The organism is Sphingobacterium sp. BN32 (genome assembly GCF_030503615.1).
Lineage (GTDB): Bacteria > Bacteroidota > Bacteroidia > Sphingobacteriales > Sphingobacteriaceae > Sphingobacterium.
On the sequence record NZ_CP129963.1, the window covers coordinates 1971918 to 1991614 of the forward strand.

General features: G+C 40.0%; 17 protein-coding genes and 1 tRNA gene. 13 read left to right on the forward strand and 5 right to left on the reverse strand.

Annotated features, from left to right (window positions below; all coding sequences use genetic code 11):
* Positions 1 to 29: 29 nt before the first annotated feature.
* From QYC40_RS08275 to QYC40_RS08285, 3 genes are read left to right on the forward strand one after another with little or no spacing between them, the layout of a single operon-like run.
* Positions 30 to 278: a hypothetical protein gene (locus QYC40_RS08275; protein ID WP_301993486.1), complete on the forward strand. Its 249-nt coding sequence runs from the start codon at positions 30 to 32 to the stop codon at positions 276 to 278.
* Positions 279 to 1010 carry a DUF3667 domain-containing protein gene (locus QYC40_RS08280; protein ID WP_301993489.1) on the forward strand — a complete coding sequence of 244 codons (732 nt, stop codon included), beginning with the start codon at positions 279 to 281 and terminating at the stop codon, positions 1008 to 1010.
* A gap of 35 nt (positions 1011 to 1045) precedes the next feature.
* Positions 1046 to 1243 (forward strand): YiiX/YebB-like N1pC/P60 family cysteine hydrolase, encoded by a 198-nt coding sequence (locus QYC40_RS08285; protein ID WP_301993698.1) that lies wholly within the window; start codon positions 1046 to 1048, stop codon positions 1241 to 1243.
* 138 nt (positions 1244 to 1381) lie between these two features.
* On the opposite strand, the gene QYC40_RS08290 is transcribed toward QYC40_RS08285, so the two are convergent.
* Together QYC40_RS08290 and QYC40_RS08295 are read right to left on the reverse strand one after the other, a co-directional pair.
* The gene (locus QYC40_RS08290; protein ID WP_301993490.1) at positions 1382 to 1930 is read right to left on the reverse strand and encodes a putative glycolipid-binding domain-containing protein; all 549 of its coding nucleotides are present in this window, start codon (positions 1928 to 1930) and stop codon (positions 1382 to 1384) included.
* 505 nt (positions 1931 to 2435) lie between these two features.
* Positions 2436 to 2508, reverse strand: a tRNA-Thr gene (locus QYC40_RS08295).
* Positions 2509 to 2749: 241 nt separating this feature from the next.
* Here QYC40_RS08295 and QYC40_RS08300 point away from each other — a divergent pair.
* From QYC40_RS08300 to QYC40_RS08345, 10 genes are all read left to right on the forward strand, one after another.
* The gene (locus QYC40_RS08300; RefSeq protein ID WP_301993492.1) at positions 2750 to 3319 is read left to right on the forward strand and encodes an RNA polymerase sigma factor; all 570 of its coding nucleotides are present in this window, start codon (positions 2750 to 2752) and stop codon (positions 3317 to 3319) included.
* A 73-nt stretch (positions 3320 to 3392) separates the two neighbouring features.
* Positions 3393 to 4517 carry a FecR family protein gene (locus QYC40_RS08305; RefSeq protein ID WP_301993494.1) on the forward strand — a complete coding sequence of 375 codons (1125 nt, stop codon included), beginning with the start codon at positions 3393 to 3395 and terminating at the stop codon, positions 4515 to 4517.
* Positions 4518 to 4539: 22 nt separating this feature from the next.
* Complete coding sequence (locus QYC40_RS08310; RefSeq protein WP_301993496.1) at positions 4540 to 7935, forward strand: SusC/RagA family TonB-linked outer membrane protein; 3396 nt, start codon at positions 4540 to 4542, stop codon at positions 7933 to 7935.
* Between the two features lie 3 nt (positions 7936 to 7938).
* Entirely contained in the window at positions 7939 to 9342 is a 1404-nt protein-coding gene (locus tag QYC40_RS08315) for a RagB/SusD family nutrient uptake outer membrane protein (protein WP_301993497.1), read from the forward strand.
* A gap of 14 nt (positions 9343 to 9356) precedes the next feature.
* Positions 9357 to 10160 (forward strand): DUF4843 domain-containing protein, encoded by an 804-nt coding sequence (locus tag QYC40_RS08320; RefSeq protein ID WP_301993498.1) that lies wholly within the window; start codon positions 9357 to 9359, stop codon positions 10158 to 10160.
* A gap of 13 nt (positions 10161 to 10173) precedes the next feature.
* Positions 10174 to 11766 (forward strand): PKD-like family lipoprotein, encoded by a 1593-nt coding sequence (locus QYC40_RS08325; RefSeq protein ID WP_301993499.1) that lies wholly within the window; start codon positions 10174 to 10176, stop codon positions 11764 to 11766.
* 8 nt (positions 11767 to 11774) lie between these two features.
* A complete protein-coding gene (locus QYC40_RS08330) occupies positions 11775 to 13121 on the forward strand; it encodes a M60 family metallopeptidase (RefSeq protein ID WP_301993501.1) in 1347 nt (448 codons plus the stop codon).
* Between the two features lie 4 nt (positions 13122 to 13125).
* On the forward strand, positions 13126 to 14478 hold the full coding sequence (locus QYC40_RS08335) for a TlpA disulfide reductase family protein (protein WP_301993502.1): 1353 nt from the start codon (positions 13126 to 13128) through the stop codon (positions 14476 to 14478).
* Between the two features lie 147 nt (positions 14479 to 14625).
* The gene (clpB, locus tag QYC40_RS08340; RefSeq protein ID WP_301993503.1) at positions 14626 to 17220 is read left to right on the forward strand and encodes an ATP-dependent chaperone ClpB; all 2595 of its coding nucleotides are present in this window, start codon (positions 14626 to 14628) and stop codon (positions 17218 to 17220) included.
* 352 nt (positions 17221 to 17572) lie between these two features.
* Entirely contained in the window at positions 17573 to 18040 is a 468-nt protein-coding gene (locus QYC40_RS08345; RefSeq protein WP_301993504.1) for a hypothetical protein, read from the forward strand.
* A gap of 101 nt (positions 18041 to 18141) precedes the next feature.
* Here the strand turns inward: QYC40_RS08345 and QYC40_RS08350 are convergent, their stop codons facing one another.
* The 3 genes from QYC40_RS08350 to QYC40_RS08360 are packed head-to-tail and all read right to left on the reverse strand — an operon-like array spanning position 18142 to position 19673.
* Entirely contained in the window at positions 18142 to 18834 is a 693-nt protein-coding gene (locus QYC40_RS08350; RefSeq protein ID WP_301993506.1) for a lycopene cyclase domain-containing protein, read from the reverse strand.
* Positions 18834 to 19295, reverse strand: coding sequence for a sterol desaturase family protein (locus QYC40_RS08355; protein WP_301993507.1), 462 nt, complete (start codon positions 19293 to 19295; stop codon positions 18834 to 18836). Before QYC40_RS08355 ends, QYC40_RS08350 begins: the two co-directional genes overlap by 1 nt.
* 51 nt (positions 19296 to 19346) lie before the next feature.
* A complete protein-coding gene (locus tag QYC40_RS08360; RefSeq protein WP_301993508.1) occupies positions 19347 to 19673 on the reverse strand; it encodes a hypothetical protein in 327 nt (108 codons plus the stop codon).
* Positions 19674 to 19697 lie beyond the last annotated feature (24 nt).

Consider the following 19697-nt stretch of genomic DNA (forward strand, 5'->3'; position numbering starts at 1 on the left):
ATTTCAACCAATTTAAACGCTAAATAATAATGGATAAAAAAAAATTGTCAAACTTAACGGATCAGGAAATATTAGACAAGAAAAAAAAGTTAAAATCAAACCAAATTATTAGTGCTGTTTTAATTGGTTTTCTAGTTGGGATTGCTGTTTATAGTACAGTTAATAAAGGTCTTGGATTTTTCACCTTTTTTCCATTATTTTTTATCTTTCTAATAGCTAAAAATAAGTCGGATTTAAACACTATTAATCTAGAGATGAAGAATAGAAATCTTGACTAAATGGAAAGGATTTGTAGAAACTGTGGTGATTCAGTTACTAAAAATTATTGTGGAAACTGTGGAAACAATAACGAAATAACAAGAATCGACAGGAAGTATGCGTTACAAGAATGTTTAAATCTTATAAATTTTGATAAAGGCTTTCTTTATACTACAACAGGGCTTTTATTAACTCCTGGATCTTTAATACGTGAATATATAAGCGAAAATAGAGAAAAGATAACTAAACCTATTACTTATCTAGGTTTAACTTCTATAATTTATACGTTGATCGCAAATTATCTTAAAGTAGAAAATCCATATTCAGAAATGTCGAAAAAAATGTACGGCAAATCTAGTGTTAACGATATAATGATTTGGATTCAGGACAATTACGGATATGCAAATCTACTAATGATATTACCTATTACTCTTTGCACATTAGTATTCTTTAGAAAATATAAATATAATTTTTATGAAATATTCATTGTGATTTCCTTTGTAATGGGAATGGGAATGCTAATTTTTTCGATAGAACCGATATTAAATAAGTTATCAGCGGATACATTTATTTTTAATGAAGTTATAGTCGTATTCCTTGCATTTTTATACACAGGTTGGGCAATTGGTAATTTTTATGGCAACAAATTAAAAAATTATCTTAAAGGATTTTTAGCTTATGTCTTAGGGTTTATAATATTTGAAGTCGTGGTAATTACATCGGCTTTAATTTATGATGTGATAATAATATAACCAATTCTGCCAACAAGGACAACCAAAGTAATGAAATCAAAAATGGCGATCTAATTTTCCAAACCTCTCTTTCGGGACAAAGCAAAGCCATTCAACTTACAACAAACTCAAAATATTCGCATTGCGGTATTATTTTTAGTGATGAAGGACATTTTTATGTTTTTGAGGCTGTTCAGCCAATTAAATCAACAGCGCTTGAAGAATGGATTGCTCTTGGAGAAAATGGACATTAGGTAATCAAACGTCTAAAAACGCTGACCAAATATTGACCGCCAAAACGCTTCCTCTAAATACATATTTATTCCCTACCGCCATCAAAATTCTAATATGTCTTTTGCTTATAAAATAAAATCAGAGAGACATTCAGCAAATCAAACACCAACCCTTTTAAAATACCCAGGATAATCCAAAACAAAACCGTCCTCATCCACCAAAATCAAAGCTTCGAAGTTATTTTCCAAATGCTGGAACAGAAACCTATCAGACGACTGCTGTATATACCGCTGCTTTGCCGCACTCACCTCACGTTCTAAAATATCAATATAAATAACTTCCACCTCCTGCTCCATCCTACCAGCTAGAAAAAGATTATTTATCACCAGTGTATTCGTGAATGGCGTCAATGAAATATCTATAAATTTAAAACCCTTGAATCCAGATGCTTCCTGATCATTAATCGACCAGACCCCATTAATATTCTGTCCAGTTATCATGCTTCGTTCCCCATTTAATTCAATTACAATATGAAAACTCTTTACAACCCAATCTATTCCCATAACCACCTCATAATTCAAATACCAGAATTGACCATTGCAGAAACCGATAGTATTTGCTTCTACAAAACGCGCTTCGTTACGAATTTCAGAATTCAAATATTCAAGTGAATCATAATAAAGCCCTTTCCACATCACACTTTTCATATCGCTCGCATTAAAAAAAAACATGATTGTTGCCTATATCGATTACCTATTAAAAATATCCGGCCGCTTTCTTTGCAACCATCTTAATATTTAAATCAATAACATAGTGGAATTGTTTGGGAACGGTAATTCCCTCATTTTCCTTAGATTAGTAATTAGCAAAAAGCTGTTGTCCTAGCAAACGCGTCGCATAGACTATACGTCGATTGTGATTAAATCGCCCGAGTTCTATGAAACCTTTCCCTCTCCCCCAGCACTCTTCCTCCCAACCATATCCAACCAACGTCAACTCACTTCCCTTTCAAACCCAATGTAAACCCAATGATAACCCCAATCAAACCCATCTTGAATCGGGTTTGATTGGGGTTTAAATTGGTTCCACAAGGTACCTTACTCGAACAGTTCAAGATCTAGTCAATACTAGCAATGCCCTCGAAGAAATGACATCCGCATTAAAAACAAAAAAAGCCCATCTTTCGATGAGCTTTTTCTTTACCCTTTTCTGAGCCTCCTATCGGAATCGAACCAATGACCTACTGATTACAAGTCAGTTGCTCTACCAGCTGAGCTAAGGAGGCTTGTTTTTGGTGATGCAAATATCCGAATTTTAACCTTTTTTGCAAAGAAAAAAGGCTGCTTTTCAATAAAACCCCATTAACACATTGATTTTCAAGGAGAACTTTTTTGCCGAATTTCATCAAATCATGTATATTCAGTAAAACCTTTTTTTATATTTGTCACTACTCATTTACAGCTTATTATTAACACGTCGCCCTATTAGCAAACTTTCAATGGATTTGATTGTGGCTTAAGTTTGGTATGAATACGAATGATCAACATATAGACGAGATCGAGCTAATCCGCAAGATTAGCGAAGGCAGTCATGCTGCCTATGATGCGCTCTATGATCACTTTTTCGAAGATATATATATTCATATCTACAACAAAACAAAAGACTACGAACTCACCAAGGATCTCACACACGATGTATTTCTAAAACTATGGGAAAACCGCGAATCACTGACCCACATCAGAAATATTAGAGGATATCTTTACATCACGGCGCGCAATAAGATACTCGACTTAATAAAACACAACAAAATTGTCGACACTTATTATGAATCATTTCTTCATACTTACAAGTTAGTGGAGTCTACAGACTTTCGCATTCGCGAGAAACAAATAGAAACGATAATTTCAGAAGCAGTAGACAGCCTGCCTACTAAGATGCGACAGGTATTTGAGTTAAGTCGCAAGCAAGAATTGAGTTACCAGGAAATTGCTGATCAGTTAGCCATCTCCGAAAAAACTGTTAAAACGCAGGTACACAATGCATTAAAGATTTTAAGAAAAAAACTTCACCCCTATACGCATTTTTTTCTCTTTTAATCTACAACTCACGCTATACTAAGTCGTCTTATCTATATACTGCCTGATATTGCCGTATTGATAAACCATCAAAATGACCGAACACGATTTTAAAATACTTATCGACAAATACCTCAGTGGAAAATGCTCTGATGAAGAGGAAAAGGCTATTGAGTTCTGGTATGCTGTATCCGAAGAGGAACATGTAATTGATCGCTCGACGCTGAATCTTCATAAAAAGCAAATTCGAGAAGACTTGAGCAAGGAAATAAAAAGAAAACCGAAGGTCTTTAAGTTCAACAATTATTGGAAAGTCGCAGCAACCGCTATTGTAGCCTCTGCTATTGCGATGGCGATCTATTTCAATCAAAATCCAAAAACGCTCCTGCTTTCTGAAGTGCCTACCATTATGCCGGTCAAAGATCAGGTAGAACTAAAACTGGCAGACGGGAAAACTATTGTAATCAATCCGAAGATAAAGCAAGATATCACAACAAGCGATGGTCTGAGCATTCGTGTTGACGAGCAAGGGAATTTATTATACCAACAAGAAGCAGTAAATACTAGCGATGCACCTATCGCGTATAATACATTAACAACTCCGAAGGGAACAATCTCTTCTATCCTACTGGCTGATGGCAGCAAAGTAACATTAAACGCTGCTTCCTCCCTCCGATTCCCAAGTCGTTTCCAGCAGGACAAACGAGAAGTTTACCTGGAAGGAGAAGGATATTTCGAAATCAAGAAAACCGCTAATCACAGTAGCTTTATCGTCAACTCAAAACAACAGTCGGTTAAAGTCTTAGGCACTAAATTCGTCGTTAAAAACTATGTAGGCGAAGCCGAGAGCCGAACGACCTTAGTTGAAGGTAAAGTCGAAGTGTCAGCGCTGAAAGCCAATCATTCGCTTATTTTATCACCGGGACAAGAAGCAACGCTCAACGCATCCGGACTTATCAAACGTGAATACGATGAAAGCAGCCTCGCCTGGATCAATAACGACTTCATTTTTATCAATGCCGACCTCGCCGAGATCTGCGTAGAGCTCGAACGCTGGTATGATGTGAAATTCAAGATTGACAACGACATCGAAAAGAAACGATTTACAGGAGCAATAGCCAAGAACAAATCCCTTCAGGAGATTCTAAATATCATGAGTTCCTCTCAAAAATTACACTTTAGAATAAACGCCAAAACAATATACGTATCAAACTTTTAACCCTATTTTTTTATCACTAATTATGAAAATCTCTCTAAAAACACTCTTTAGGGGTGAGTTCTCCTTGAACAAAGGAGGATTGAAGATGGGACGGACTACCATTCTTGCAGCACTGCTGCTGAGCAGTAGTTTAGTGTCGGGACAGATTACGATCCCGCGGAAAACGATGTCGCTACAGCAGGCTCTTTTCCAAATCCGACATCAGTCGGGCTATGACCTTTTCTTCGATGCGGATATGATCAATCAATATCCGAAAATATCCATCGAACTGAAGGATGTGCCTGTCGATCAGGCAGTACAATCTGTATTGCAAAATCTGCCTTTAGACTATCAGATCAAAAACAAAACCATTAGCATTCTTCCCAAAAAGAAAGCGGCTAACAACGAGAAAAACCAACAGCAGCAATCGACCAAAGGGGTAGTTGTCGATGCGCAGGGCAATCCCATATCAGGAGCTTCGATTCGTCTGATTTCAGACCGTAAAAAAGCAACATCAACAAACACTGATGGTAGCTTCACCTTTCCTGGAAACATCCAAAACCAAGAGATCGAAGTGTCCAATGTAGGCTATGAAACTAGAATTATCAAAGTACAGGGTAGCACGGTGCGCGTTGTCTTAGAATCTACAGACAACCGCGTGGAAGAAGTCGTTGTTACGGGTATTTCTGCTCGTAAAAAAGAAACCTTTACCGGCGCGAGTGCTTCATTCAATACCGAAGAGCTTAAACAGGTTGGGAATACCAATGTTATTCAATCGTTAAAAGCATTAGACCCTTCTTTCCTATCCATGGAAAATAACTTAGCGGGGTCCAATCCAAATGCTTTGGCAACCATCGAGCTTCGCGGACAAACCAGTATTGCTACGGATGCCCTAAGAGATGAGTTCTCCGAAGATCCCAATCAGCCTTTATTCATTTTAGATGGCTTTCCAACGACCTTGAGAACCGTTACGGATATGGATATCAACCGCATCGCATCGGTAACCATTCTTAAAGATGCTGCATCTACGGCAATTTATGGTTCGCGCGCATCCAACGGTGTTATCGTTATTGAAACTATTGCGCCGAAGCCCGGTGAGCTATTGATAAATTACAGTACAGACATCAACATAGATGCTCCCGACCTTCGAAGCTACAATATGATGAACGCGGCAGAAAAGGTAGAATTTGAAAGACTATCTGGACGTTACACCATCCACCCGCGCCGTGATAAATACGAAACGCAAATTGAATTAGATGCGCTTTACGCCGAACGCCTAAAGAATATAGCAAGAGGGGTTGATTCCTATTGGCTAAGTGACCCGGTGCAGACTGCAGTGTCACAACGCCACTCATTGATGATCAACGGTGGTGACGGATCGCTTACCTACGGTATCGGAGGAGATTACCGCAAGAATAATGGTGCCATGAAAGGTTCTTCCAGAGATACCTGGGGAACTCGCTTAAATGTTGATTTCCGACATAAGTATTTCCGAGCAAGCAATATGCTTTATATCAATGGATACAGCGCGGAAGAGTCAAATTATGGAAGCTTCAGCAACTGGGTCAACACCAATCCTTACTACGAAAAAGCGCCTAGCTCGCAGGCCTATCTAGCGATCGTATCGACTGGTTACAGCAGCGAAGCAGAATACATTAGCAACCCGCTTTATCTCTCTGCAATCGGGAGCTTTGACCGCACCAAGAATTATGCGATAACAAACAATACAAAGATTCGCTGGGATATCAATAGCAACTGGACGCTTAATGGAGCCCTACAGATCTATAAAGATGATACCGAGCACAATGTATTTATATCACCAAGACACACCCAATATCGACTGATTAACGTGCTTGAAAAAGGTCGTTTAACAAATTCCGAAATGAATCGCTTGAACTACACAGCGAATGCAAGTGTTGTTTATCATAAGGTTTTTGATGGAAAACACAGCTTAAACGGACAAGTACATGCGGAAGTATTCAATTCGAATGCTAATTCTGCAGGATTCATCGCTGTTGGTTTTCCTACATTTAGTACGGGAGCGGCTAGATACGCCTATGGCTATCTGGAAAACTCCAGACCGCAATCTTCAGCAATCGTCGAGCGCCGGAATTCCCTGATCAGTACGTTCAATTACTCGTACGATAATAAATACAACGCCGACTTTACCTTTTCATACGACGGTTCTACCGCCTTTGGCGTGGATAACCTCTATTCGCCATTTTTCTCAGGCGGTTTATCCTGGAACCTTCATAAAGAACAATTTTTTAACGACTTCGCGCCGGCAATCAATTTGTTAAGATTGCGCGGTAACTACGGTCGCACGGGAAATCAAAATTTCACAAGCTACACTTCGATTACAACCTACGATTACGAATCTGGATATAACTTCTGGGGTCAGGGCGTCAATGTTAGTTCCTTAGGAAATAAGAAGCTAAAATGGCAAAATACAGAGACCATCTCATTAGGATTGGATTTCGCTGCATGGAATAGCCGATTGTCAGGATATGTGAATGCCTATAGAAAGTTCACCGATCCGCTTGTCGTGGCAGTAGCGCTTCCATCATCAACTTCTTTATCACGTTATCCGATTAATGCCGGCAACCTGACGGTAGATGGTGTCGAAGTATATGCAAAGTATGCCCCAATTTACAAATTACAAGACCGTATCATTTGGACGATTGGCTTAATGGGATCCACATACAAACAAGAGTACAATGACTTCAATAGTATTCTAGAAAGTATGAACAGCAATCTGAGACAGAGCAAATCGTTAATTCAATATAGAGATGGTGGCGATCCGGCAGACATTTGGACAGTTCCTTCCCTAGGGATTGACCCAGCCACCGGAAACGAATTGTTCATGAAGAAAGACGGAACATACAGCTTTCAATACGATTTTAATGATGCTGTAGTTGTTGGAAATAGCAGACCTAAGTTGCAAGGTGTATTCACGTCAAACTTAGTTTATAAGGGCTTCTCGGCGAATGTTATTGTCCGCTATCTGTACAATCAAGATGTTTTTAACTCAGCACTGTATAACAAAGTAGAAAATATCAGTATGCAGCAGCTGTTAAACTCTAATCAGGACAAGCGTGCGCTATACGATCGTTGGAAACAAGTTGGCGATGTTAGCTCCTACAAACGCATAAACTTAATTGATTTAGGTGGTGAATACAGCGATTTAGATAGCCATCCGGAGTCTACGCCTATGTCATCGAGGTTTGTTCAACAGGAAAACAGGTTGGCGATCGAATCAATTAGTTTGGGTTATGACATCAGAAATACCAGTTGGTTGGACAAAATCCGCATGAGCAATTTAAAAATAACGGGATACATGAACGATATAGGCTATTTCTCTACGGTAAAACGTGAGCGAGGCATAGACTATCCTTACACGCGTTCGTTCTCCTTGAGTTTAACAGCAAATATTAAATAAGCCATGAAAAGAATTTCAATCTATATATTAGCATCCATCCTGTTCTGCACAACCTCTTGTAGCAAATGGCTTGAAGTAAAGCCAGAAGATCGCTTTACGGAAGATCAGATCTTTGAAACCGAAGTAGGCTTCGATGAAGCAATGAATGGCCTTTATTTGGGTTTGGCAAAAGACAACTTATACGGTGATAAGATGACCCTCACAACGGTAGAGCTTTTAGCAAACCGCTTCCATGTGTTGGAATCAAGCTCGCCGTACATGAGCCTTTGCACTTGGAACTATAATGCGAACTATTCGCTCGAGTCGTTCTCCAATATCTGGAGCCAGGCTTATACGAGTATAGGCAATGCGAACAACCTGCTAGCGGCGCTTGACAAACAAGGAACTACGGTATTGCCTGATGCAAAAAGAACGCGCTTAAAAGGCGAAGCACTAGCGATTAGAGCCTATGTTCATCTTGATTTGCTTCGTTTGTTCGGGCCGGTTTACAATAGTGTTGATTCAACAAAAAATGCGATTCCATACTATACACAGTTAAGCCCGGATATTGAAACTATCCTACCAGCCAACCAAGCGATGACGTTGATATTGAAAGACATCAATCAAGCATTGGATTATCTTAAAGAAGATAACTCCGTTGAACTGGGCTACAAGAATTATACAAACTATCGATTCAATTATGTAGCGGCAATGGCTCTGAAAACCAGAGCGCTACTATGGAGAAATAATAAGGAGGAGGCATTTAAGCTGGCTAAAGAAACGATAGCTTTGACCGACAACTTTACCTGGGTAACCATTGATCAAGCGAAGAACCCTACTAATCCAGACAGGATATTCGTTAATGAGATGCTATTCGGGGTCTACAATGATCGCTTATATTTAAACTATGATAAGTACTTTTCGTTCGAATTAGAGCCTAAGTCTATTCTTTCATCAGGATCAGCGACTTTTATCGAAAATATCTATGAAAAGTCGAGCAATGACTATCGATTCGAAACGCAGTGGAAGATCCCATCCTACGGGGTTTCCTACCCTACTTTCTTCAAATTCGCGGATATCACTGATAAAACTGGAGGTTACCGACAGCGCTTCACGATTCCATTGATTCGCAAAAGCGAGCTATACTATATCGCTGCAGAAACCGCAGCAAGCACTGCAGACGGATTGGTATTTCTAAATAAAATCAGAAACCAACGCGGCTTAAGCTCTTTGTCCTCAGCGTCACAGATCAGCAATGAAATCTACAAGGAATATCTTAAAGAATTCTATGGTGAGGGTCAAGTATGGTACTATTATAAGCGCAATAGAATTTCCGCAATTGTTTCGCCAAATGGGGACAAAACTTCGGCGATCCCATCCAATGCATGGGTGATTCCTCTTCCTTTAAACGAAACTGATAACCGCTAAAAAGACACATGATAATGAATACTTTAAAGATAAAACTATTCTTTGCGAGTCTTTTATTTCTCGCTCTATCGGCTTGTAATGAAGATAAGCTCGATCTATATGACCAGGAAGCAACGGGAAGCAGCATTTATTTCTATACACCCTATGCTACTGCCAATCAATCTGTGCCGACGACACAGCATAAGTTTTCTTTTGCTTTTGAAAAATTGGAGGTTAAGGAAAAGACAATCAATATTCCTGTTCGTATCACAGGTATTCCACAAAGTACAGATAGAGAATTCTCGATTAAATTCGACCCCAACTCTACATTGAAAGAGGGAACTCACTTTGTATTGGAAAACGATAAACTATTCGTTCCAGCCGATTCTACCAAATCAAGCGTATCCATTAAATTGATTCGCACAGCGGATCTGCAAACGGAGCCCTTGGAATTGAGAATGAAACTTGTGAAGTCTTCCGATTTTAACACCTACTTCAGAGAGCAATATAATCTTGCCAAAACAAAAGCTACCTCTGTTTTAGATTTTAGTTTGGTAGTTGATGATATCTTCGGTGCACCGTACGCATGGATTCAATATAGCTCACGTTTTGAGCCGGCATTAGGAAAATATTCTAAAGAGAAGTTCAACTTGCTATTGGAGATCTTTGATCTGGACGTTGAGTTATTTACCGACCCTACCGTAAATCCAAATACTGCTTTCGGTATTAGCACAATGACTTATTGGAAAAACTATTTCAAATACTGGTTGCTGAAAGAAAAAGAAGCCGGTCGCACTTATGTAGATGGAAACGGAGATCCAATTACAATTCCAAACTAATGTTCAAAAAACCATGAAATTAAGATATTTAAAATATAGCATATATGTTCTTTGTGCACTTGTCATGATAGCTTGCACAAAAGACAAAGGAAATTACGATTACCAGGACATCAACTCGGTCGAAATAAATGGAATTGAAGACCATTACTTAATCGAGTTTGGAAGCACGCCTAACATCAGCCCAACTTTAGAGTTCTCTAAAGACCCGAATTTTAATGAGGAGAACTATAGCTTCGAATGGATTAGCTTTAATCAGGGTGAAGTGCACCTAAGTACCGCCAGAAAGCTTTTGCATACGGGGAAAGACTTTGATATCCCCTTGGCCCTAAGTCTTGGAAAATACACTTTGTATTACCGCGTGAAGGAAAAGTCTACCGGGATTCTTTGGACCAGGAAATTTGAAATTGAAGTTACAGGATCGATCAAAGGTGGATGGGCAGTATTGTCAGAGGTTGACAACAATTCGCAATTAGACTACTTTGAGTATGACTTGGAAACAAATAGCCACCCGAAAGAATATAGAGACTTTGCCTCTTACTTTATCGATTCAGAAACGGGAGCACAACTTACCCTTGAAGGTAAACCAAAGTTTATCGAAGGATGGGTTAATACAACAGCGGCAACAGGAACAAACAGATATTTGCTTTATGTAGGAACAGACAAGAAAACGGAGAAAATTAATGTCACTGCAGGTTTTCAATGGAGCGAGCGATTTAACTTTAGCTTCGAAACCCTGAACAATATGGAATTGCCGCGCCTAGACAGAATATATCCGATCGCAGCCAGTCAGGGATACGGAATGTACAATGGTGTTTTGCACAAACGTGTAAACGTTTCGAACATCAACTTCGGTAATCCCGCCAATCTTTTGAATGGTGAACTGGTTGAACTTGCTCCGTTTATTGCTGTGAACAGAATGCAAATAACTGGGAATGTTGCTTTAGTGTATGATAAAAAGAATAAACGCTTTTTAAGATGCACAGCTACCAACACCGCGCTAACCGGATCCTTATCGATGACGGGTGCTGCGTTCAATCCAAACAATGTCGGAATGGACTTGGTATGGATGGGCAGTACCAACATCAATAACGGATCCGCCTATGCGGTACTAACAAAAGATGGTAAGTTCCACCTTGCTAGAATGACCAATAATATCACAACGTTTGAAGCGAGATACCTAGATGATATTTCTTCTCTGCCGGGTATTGCACAAGCAAAACACTTTGAAGTCGATCAGATTTACGGATACCTACAATATGCTGTTGGTGGAAAGCTTTACCAATATGATGTCGACACCAAAGAGACGAAGTTGATGAAAGACTTTGGCAATCGCGAGATTACCATGCTGAAGCATAATAAAGGAAACTATGTGTCTTATACTACTGCAATTAATCCTGCACAGGCGGATAAAGCTGGACGCCGTTTTCTTCCGGTTATCAAAGCGATTATCGTAGCGACCTATGATCCTACAAACCCTAAGACTTCCGGACAGGTAGACTTCTTTGAAGCACCCCAATTTAATATGGAATACACGACTTATTACAGTTTCTCCGGCTTAGGTAAAGTTCAAGACGTGGCATGTATAGAATTTCCAACTGGTTATTAAATGATAATATGATGAAAAAGAACTTTATATATTTTTTATTCCTTTTAGCCCTAATTTCCTGTAAGGATAGCTCCTTCGACCGGATTATCCCAGAGGATAATGACGAGTTTCCTGCGCCAGCTCCTCCTCCTACGCCGCTCCCTTATCCGCTGGATAGTGCTTTCCAAGTGAAAAGCATCACATCGGCAGAGACTGAGCGTATTCGCTTGAATCAGAATTTCAGCAGCAGCGATTTCATTCCAACGGGTTGGTTTGCTGAAGAAGGAAGCGATCTGATCGTAAATCTCAGAAGATTGAAGGGGGATTACTACCCGGTACTGATTATCGGAACTTACAATAGAACTGCGAATCCCGATGCCGACGTTAAAACCTATACCTTGACGCCTGGAAACAACAGTATCAAAGTAGAAAAATCAGGGCTGATCTACATCCGCTATAATGGGGAGCTAAACAACAATGAATCTATCGTGAAGTTTGTCTCAGGTGTTAAACCTGCCCCATTCTACCGTGCCGGGAAAACGAGCAAAGAAGAATGGAAAGGTATGTTGAATACCTATACCAGTAGCCCGGACGCTGTTCTATTTGGCGGGAAGATTATTATCGTTGTTAATAGAAGAACAGCATTGGATAATATTGCCGAGGATCAGGAACTATTATTGAAGACAGCGAACAACATTTGGGAATGGGAAGAGGATTTTGCAGGTCTAGATAATTCATCAGCATTGCATACCAGGAATCTGCATAATCATTTGATGACGGAATCAAATAACCCGGAGTATTACATGGCAGCATTCCATTACGGAACTTTTTATAATGCCAGCTCTGCGGCTCATATGCTCGTCAAACCAAAGGACATCAACTCCTGGGGGCCATGGCATGAAATAGGTCACCATCATCAGCAAGCTTCCTATTTATGGACAGACTTGATGGAAGTAACAGTGAACCTGTATAGCCTTTATGTACAAGAAAAACTAGGTCGCGAACCGGAGTTAAAAACTAGAGGAACTTGGCCATCCGTGGTTAGTTATCTAGCATTACCGGCGGCAAGTAAAAACTTCGATGGTATTGAAGACCCATTCATCAAATTAGCGATGTTCAGACAATTGTGGCTGGCGTTCGGATCTGATTTCTATACGCAATTGCACAAGGTGACGCGAGAGAAGAAATTGGCAAACAGCGCAACAGACCTGCAAAAGAAAGAATTCTTTATGCTAAGAGCATGCGAAATAAGTGGGCGGAACTTAACGAATTTCTTCCAAAAATGGGGAATGACGGGAGTATCCACGGTCTATCCGAAAATTACAGCATTAGGGCTACCGATCCCTAGTTCAGATTTAACAAAACTTCAAGATTAAGGTCATGAAAAACATTATTATAACGGCCATTATAAGCTTATTTGTGAGTATCGTTCATGCGCAAGCGCCCATGATCATTAATGGAACGACGACCGACGAATTCTACCAAGAGGTCGTACTGTTCGAAGTAGTGAATGGAAGAACAGAGCCGATCGCACAATCCAAAGTAGTGAATGGAAAATTTGCATTCAAGTTCTTTCCGACCTATGAAGGATTTTACGTGTTGGGCTCTACTCAAACACAAAACAATTCTGCCAGACATATTATCTATGGTAAGGAAAATGAAGTCCTGAATATTGCTATCGGTGGAAAGAGCTACCAATTGAGTGGAAAGAATTCGGCAGACAATAAAGATCTAGAAAGATTTCAATCCATGTTGGACGATATGAAAGAAGGCATTCGTTTGGGTGGTCCTATTACCTATGTGGAGTTCTACCCTATCGTTGAAAAGCTGGAACCACAAATTGCGCCTTTCAAAACCACCTCTAAGAACAAAGCATTCTTAAGCAACTTTGAAATCCTGAGACATTATCTCTTCCATTATTATGCGCTGCATTTCCAATACTTACCTAAAAGAGCTCATCCGGATGCCGAAGAGATCATTAGTTTCTATAAAGAGCTAGATCATCAAAAGTTTCTAAATGAAAATTTATTGATCCTTCCTTTTGGAGATAGCTTTTTGATGAACTTGGTAATTGATGCAGGACAACAAAAGAAATACAGCATTAAACAAGGCGAAAATAAAGCACAAAATGCTATAGACTTTATTCCCGATACGACGATTAAAGGGCAATACATTGTGCTGCTATCAAATAACTTCAAATCTTATGACGATTATTTAAGATTGGTAGAACCGAACAGGAACTATCTTACTCTTGCAGATCAGGAAAAACGATTGAATGCGAAGTTAGTTAAGCTAGCGGATTCAAAACCTGGTGACGACTTTATCGACTTTACCTTTCCAGACATCGCGGGAAAACAGCATAGCAAAAAGTCCTTAAAAGGAAACATCATTGTTATTGACTTCTGGGCAACATGGTGTGGACCTTGCAAACAAGAGGAACCATTCTACGAAAAGCTAGCTGATAATTACAGAAATAAAAACGTGAAGTTCCTAGCGATATCCACCGATAAGGACAAAGCAGCCTGGGAAAAATATGTTAATGCGAAAGAAAGCGACTTGAATATTATACATTTACATGCAAGTAATAAGAACATTCTTTCTGACGCTTATCAAATAAACACCATTCCACGTTATATGGTCATCGATGCCAATGGAAAGATTGTAACGACCAATTCTCCTAGACCATCGAATGTAGAATTGAAAAACTTAATCGACAAATTGATAAAACAATAGATTAAACATCTTTCCAACTATGAAATAATGGCAGGTTAAAATTAATTAACCTGCCATTATTGCATCTAGGTAGTTTCGAAAACTAAAGGGCATCCCTTTTGTTAATTAATTAGAAACTTAGAAACAACAAATAATCGAAAACTACATATGAACTTTAATAATTATACAATTAAGGCTCAAGAAGCCATACAAAAAGCATCGGAGATTGCTGTTGGGAATCAACAACAAGCAATCGAACCGGCGCATATACTCAAAGCCCTATTAACAGTCGATGAAAACGTAGTTGGCCATTTGCTGAAAAAGCTAAATGTCAACATCAATTACATCACGACCGAGGTTGACAAACAAATTGAAGCATTGCCAAAAGTTAGCGGTAGCAACGTGTACTTAAGCAACAGCTCAGCAGCTGTTCTGCAAAAAGCACAAAGCTATCTAAAGGAATTCAATGACGAATTTGTATCGATTGAACACATTCTGCTAGCGCTGTTGTCAGCAAACGACAAGGTATCCAGTCTGTTAAAAGATCAAGGGGTTACTGAGAAAGATTTAAAGACAGCGATCAAAGAACTTCGTGGCAATAGCCGAGTGACCGATCAGAATGCTGAGGCAACTTACAATGCACTTGGAAAATATGCAAGAAACCTAAATGAATTTGCAGAATCTGGTAAGTTAGATCCGGTCATCGGTCGCGATGAGGAGATTCGTCGTGTGATGCAGATCCTCTCCCGCCGTACAAAGAACAACCCTATTTTAGTGGGTGAGCCTGGTGTGGGTAAAACTGCAATTGCCGAAGGTATTGCACATCGTATCATCAAAGGCGATGCGCCAGAAAACCTAAAGTCCAAAACTGTATTCTCATTAGATATGGGAGCCCTTATTGCGGGCGCAAAATATAAAGGCGAGTTCGAAGAACGCTTGAAAGCTGTAGTGAAAGAAGTATCGGACAGCGATGGCGAGATTATCCTCTTTATCGATGAGATCCACACGCTTGTCGGTGCCGGCGGCGGTGAAGGCGCTATGGATGCGGCGAACATCTTGAAACCTGCCTTAGCGCGCGGTGAGCTTCGTGCTATCGGTGCGACTACCCTCAACGAGTATCAAAAATACTTCGAAAAGGATAAGGCTTTGGAGCGTCGTTTCCAAAAGGTTATGGTTGATGAGCCGGATACTCAAGATGCAATTTCTATCCTACGTGGATTGAAAGAACGCTATGAAACACACCATAAAGTAAGAATACTCGACGAATCGATTATTGCAGCTGTAGAATTATCTCAGCGCTATATTACCGACAGATTCTTACCGGACAAGGCAATCGACTTAATTGATGAGGCTGCCTCTAAACTACGCTTAGAAATGGACTCCGTTCCGGAAGCCGTTGATGAGCTGGAGCGTCGCATCATGCAGTTGGAAATCGAACGCGAAGCCATCAAGAGAGAAAACGATGAGCGCAAAGTTTCCGAATTATCTGAAACGATAGCTAACCTTTCCAATGAGCGCGACTCCTTGAAAGCGGCATGGCAATCGGAGAAGACATTGGTAGATCAAGTCAACCAAGAGATTCAGAACATTGAAGATTACAAGCTCGAAGCGGAACAAGCGGAACGTGCAGGTGATTATGGCAAGGTTGCGGAATTGCGCTACGGAAAGATAAAGGAAGCACAAGACAAGGTTGAAACTTTGAAGCAGGAGCTTTCGGAGAAACAGCAAAGCAGCCGTATGCTGAAGGAAGAAGTAACTTCTGAGGATATCGCTGATGTAGTTTCTCGATGGACGGGCATCCCTGTAAACAAGATGGTGCAATCTGAACGTGAAAAACTGTTGAACCTAGAAGAGGAATTACATAAACGCGTAGCAGGTCAAGAAGAAGCTATCGAAGCCATTGCTGACGCTATCCGCCGTTCGCGCGCCGGTTTGAGTGATGCAAAACGCCCGATTGGTTCCTTCATATTCTTAGGTACCACCGGTGTCGGTAAGACCGAGTTAGCGAAAGCGCTTGCAGAGTTCTTATTCGATGACGAACAAGCACTCGTACGTATCGATATGTCAGAATATCAAGAGAGACATGCGGTATCCAGATTGATCGGAGCGCCTCCAGGATACGTAGGATACGATGAAGGTGGGCAGTTGACTGAAGCAGTGCGTCGCAGACCCTATTCTGTTGTACTCCTAGATGAAATCGAAAAAGCACACCCGGATGTTTTCAACATCTTGTTGCAGGTGCTAGACGATGGACACTTAACAGACAACAAAGGTCGCGTTGTAAACTTTAAGAATACAATCATTATCATGACCTCTAACACTGGTTCGCATATTATCCAAGAGAACTTCTCGAAGATGAACGATAGCAACCGCGACGAGGTTGTCGGCAAAACGAAAGACGAGGTATTTGAATTGCTTCAAAAATCTATCCGTCCCGAGTTCTTAAACCGTATCGATGAGGTCATCATGTTTACTCCACTAAGTCGCGATGAAATCGGTGATATCGTACGCATGCAATTTGGACGAGTTGAAAAGCAATTAGCGGAGCAAAACATCTTCCTATCGGCTACAGACGAGGCCTTAGATTGGTTAGCTCAATTAGGATACGATCCTGTTTATGGAGCACGTCCATTAAAACGTGTCATCCAAAAACGCGTACTCAACGAACTTTCCAAAGAGATCCTCTCCGGAAAAGTAAGCCGAGACTCGATCATACAGTTGGATGTCTTTGACGGAAAATTTGTATTTCTCAATAAAGAGTAGTCTTAGACAATAGATTTTAGATATCAGATATTAGATATTAGAGTATGGCGGGGTTAAGATATTAGGTTTTAGATATATGATATTAGAGTATGGCGGCTAGAGATAGTCGCCATTTTTTTTTGATAGTAGTTAGTACTTAGTACTTAGTATTAAGACCTATGACGCCCGATCCTGGCAATCCTTTCATCCTTCCTTTCCTGGTTCAAGACAAACTTCCCTTTCTGTACCAGGAAAGGAAGGATTTAACGATGAACAGGATCGGGTGTTATATCTTATATCTAACGTCTAATGTCTAAAAATCTCATATCTATGACCCTTGATAAATTGCTAATTTTTTTAGTAATTTGCAACAATGAAACCCTTAGAAATCCACTGTCGTAATCGCGTCATGTATGCGCAGCTATCCGTTAATGATAGAGGCTTAGGAATGCGCGACTATAACCTAACAGGAAAAGATGGTTTATCGCTGTATATCTTTCGGAAAGAACAAGGCGAATGGAAATGTGCATATGGCTATCTTGATGAAGATATAAAACAGGCAATTATTGATGCTTTAATTTTACGCTTTGATTGGACCATAAAGGACTTATTTTACCTCGATGGGGAAAGGCATGTGGTCGAAATAAGAAGCAAGAAAGGTGGACTATGGCATATATACGACAATAACAGGTATATCGCCAGCATCAATTACGATCGCTATACTCGGCAATTTGAATACCACCTGGACGACCCAACACGTAGTGTCACCGAAGCACACCTGAGGAAGTATACCGAAATGATCAAGCGTGGAGAGATTACTTGGCAAAAGGAAGAACGATAAGAAAATAGCTTAAGCCTGAGCAAGGTAGCATACTGCTAAGCGCAAATTACAATAACTAGCGAACAATCGCTATGACAACTAAATTAAACACGCAACAGCAGCTATGAGACTTTCGTCTTACGGCTAAAAAGCTTAAAGAAATAAAGTACCAAAAGAAATTGCGTATATCCATAAACAGCATCCTCTATCGGGATTGTAAGCATCCGGATTCCTAGGAAGTCGCCAGGATTATAGTTAACAATAGGACTTTCTAAACCTGTCCCCGTCAAAACACCATTGACCGGGAAAAATCCTAACATCAAAATACTGAACACAAAGGATGCCTTTCCTATCCAATCAACGCGTGCCACGAAGTGCAGATAGACCAATGTCCCAATCGTTGCAATAGCGGTTACTAAGGTATAAATCTTGTCGTAATGAAGTAGCGCCATTAACGCACAGACAATCACCGTTACAAAAACAATCAGATTATTAAAGCCCAAAAGCCAGGATAGATTAAAAAACTTATCAATACAGTAGTAAGTAAAAATGCAGGAAAAAGGAATGCATATAAAAAAAAGCCACTCCTCGATTGGAAGTCCAGCAAGCAGCAGACCAACCGTATATTTCGTATTGAACCACCATACCCCATGTGCCGTGAACCAAACGTCCCAGGCAATAAATGGAATGGCAACTAGGATTGCTGCTGTCAGAAACGCCCCAAAATAACGATCGAAACGGATTCTCCGATCAAAGGAAGCAAGGAAGCAGATAATTACCGTAAAAAATAAAATTAGCGAATAAGTATAGCTCATTATGCTTTCTCCGATTTAAAATACATTTTGAAATATTTCATAGGTACATATAAGAATCCAAAGCACTCTCCGTCTTCTTTGCCTATATGTTTATGATGTTGCTTATGTGCACGTCTCAGTGCCAAAAAATAACGATTCTCGCTCTTCGTAAAAATCTTCAGACGCTGATGTATAAAAATATCATGTACAAAGAAGTAAGCCATACCGTATAGCATAATTCCCAAACCGATAAAGAACAGATAATTGTATCCTGCTAAAGAGCCAAAATACATTAACGCAATGGTTGGGATAGCGAAAATAACAAAGAAATAATCATTTCTCTCAAACGCGCCTTCCGCACTATGATCGTGATGATCTCTATGTAAAATCCATAAAAATCCATGCATTACATATTTGTGGATCAACCAGGTCGCCCCCTCCATCAAGATAAAAGTCAAAAGAACAATTAAAAAATTTAGCATATCTATAGATAATATCCGTTAAACATAAATGGTTTCCGAAAGTGTCAAAACTTAATCCAATAATGCTTTGACATCTGCCATCGGCACATCAGGCGAAAATGCACCCCAATTCGCTTGTATAAACCGACGATCCTCGGCAATGTTCGATTTATAGCCCAGAAATGAAGGCGCATTCTTTTGTATCGACAATCGAATAAAACGCAACTCCGGATTCTTCGGATCCATGAGAATTGCGCGCTCGATGTCTTTACGACCTTCTTTGAATGTACTAAGTTTAGCAATAGGACTAAACACATGATTCGCCCAAATAGTCTTCAATCCTCCCAAATAGGCTAATTCTAAAGGCGTTTGCTGCTTTGAGCCTTCTAACCTATCCATCAGTTTCCTGCAAAGCTCCTTATT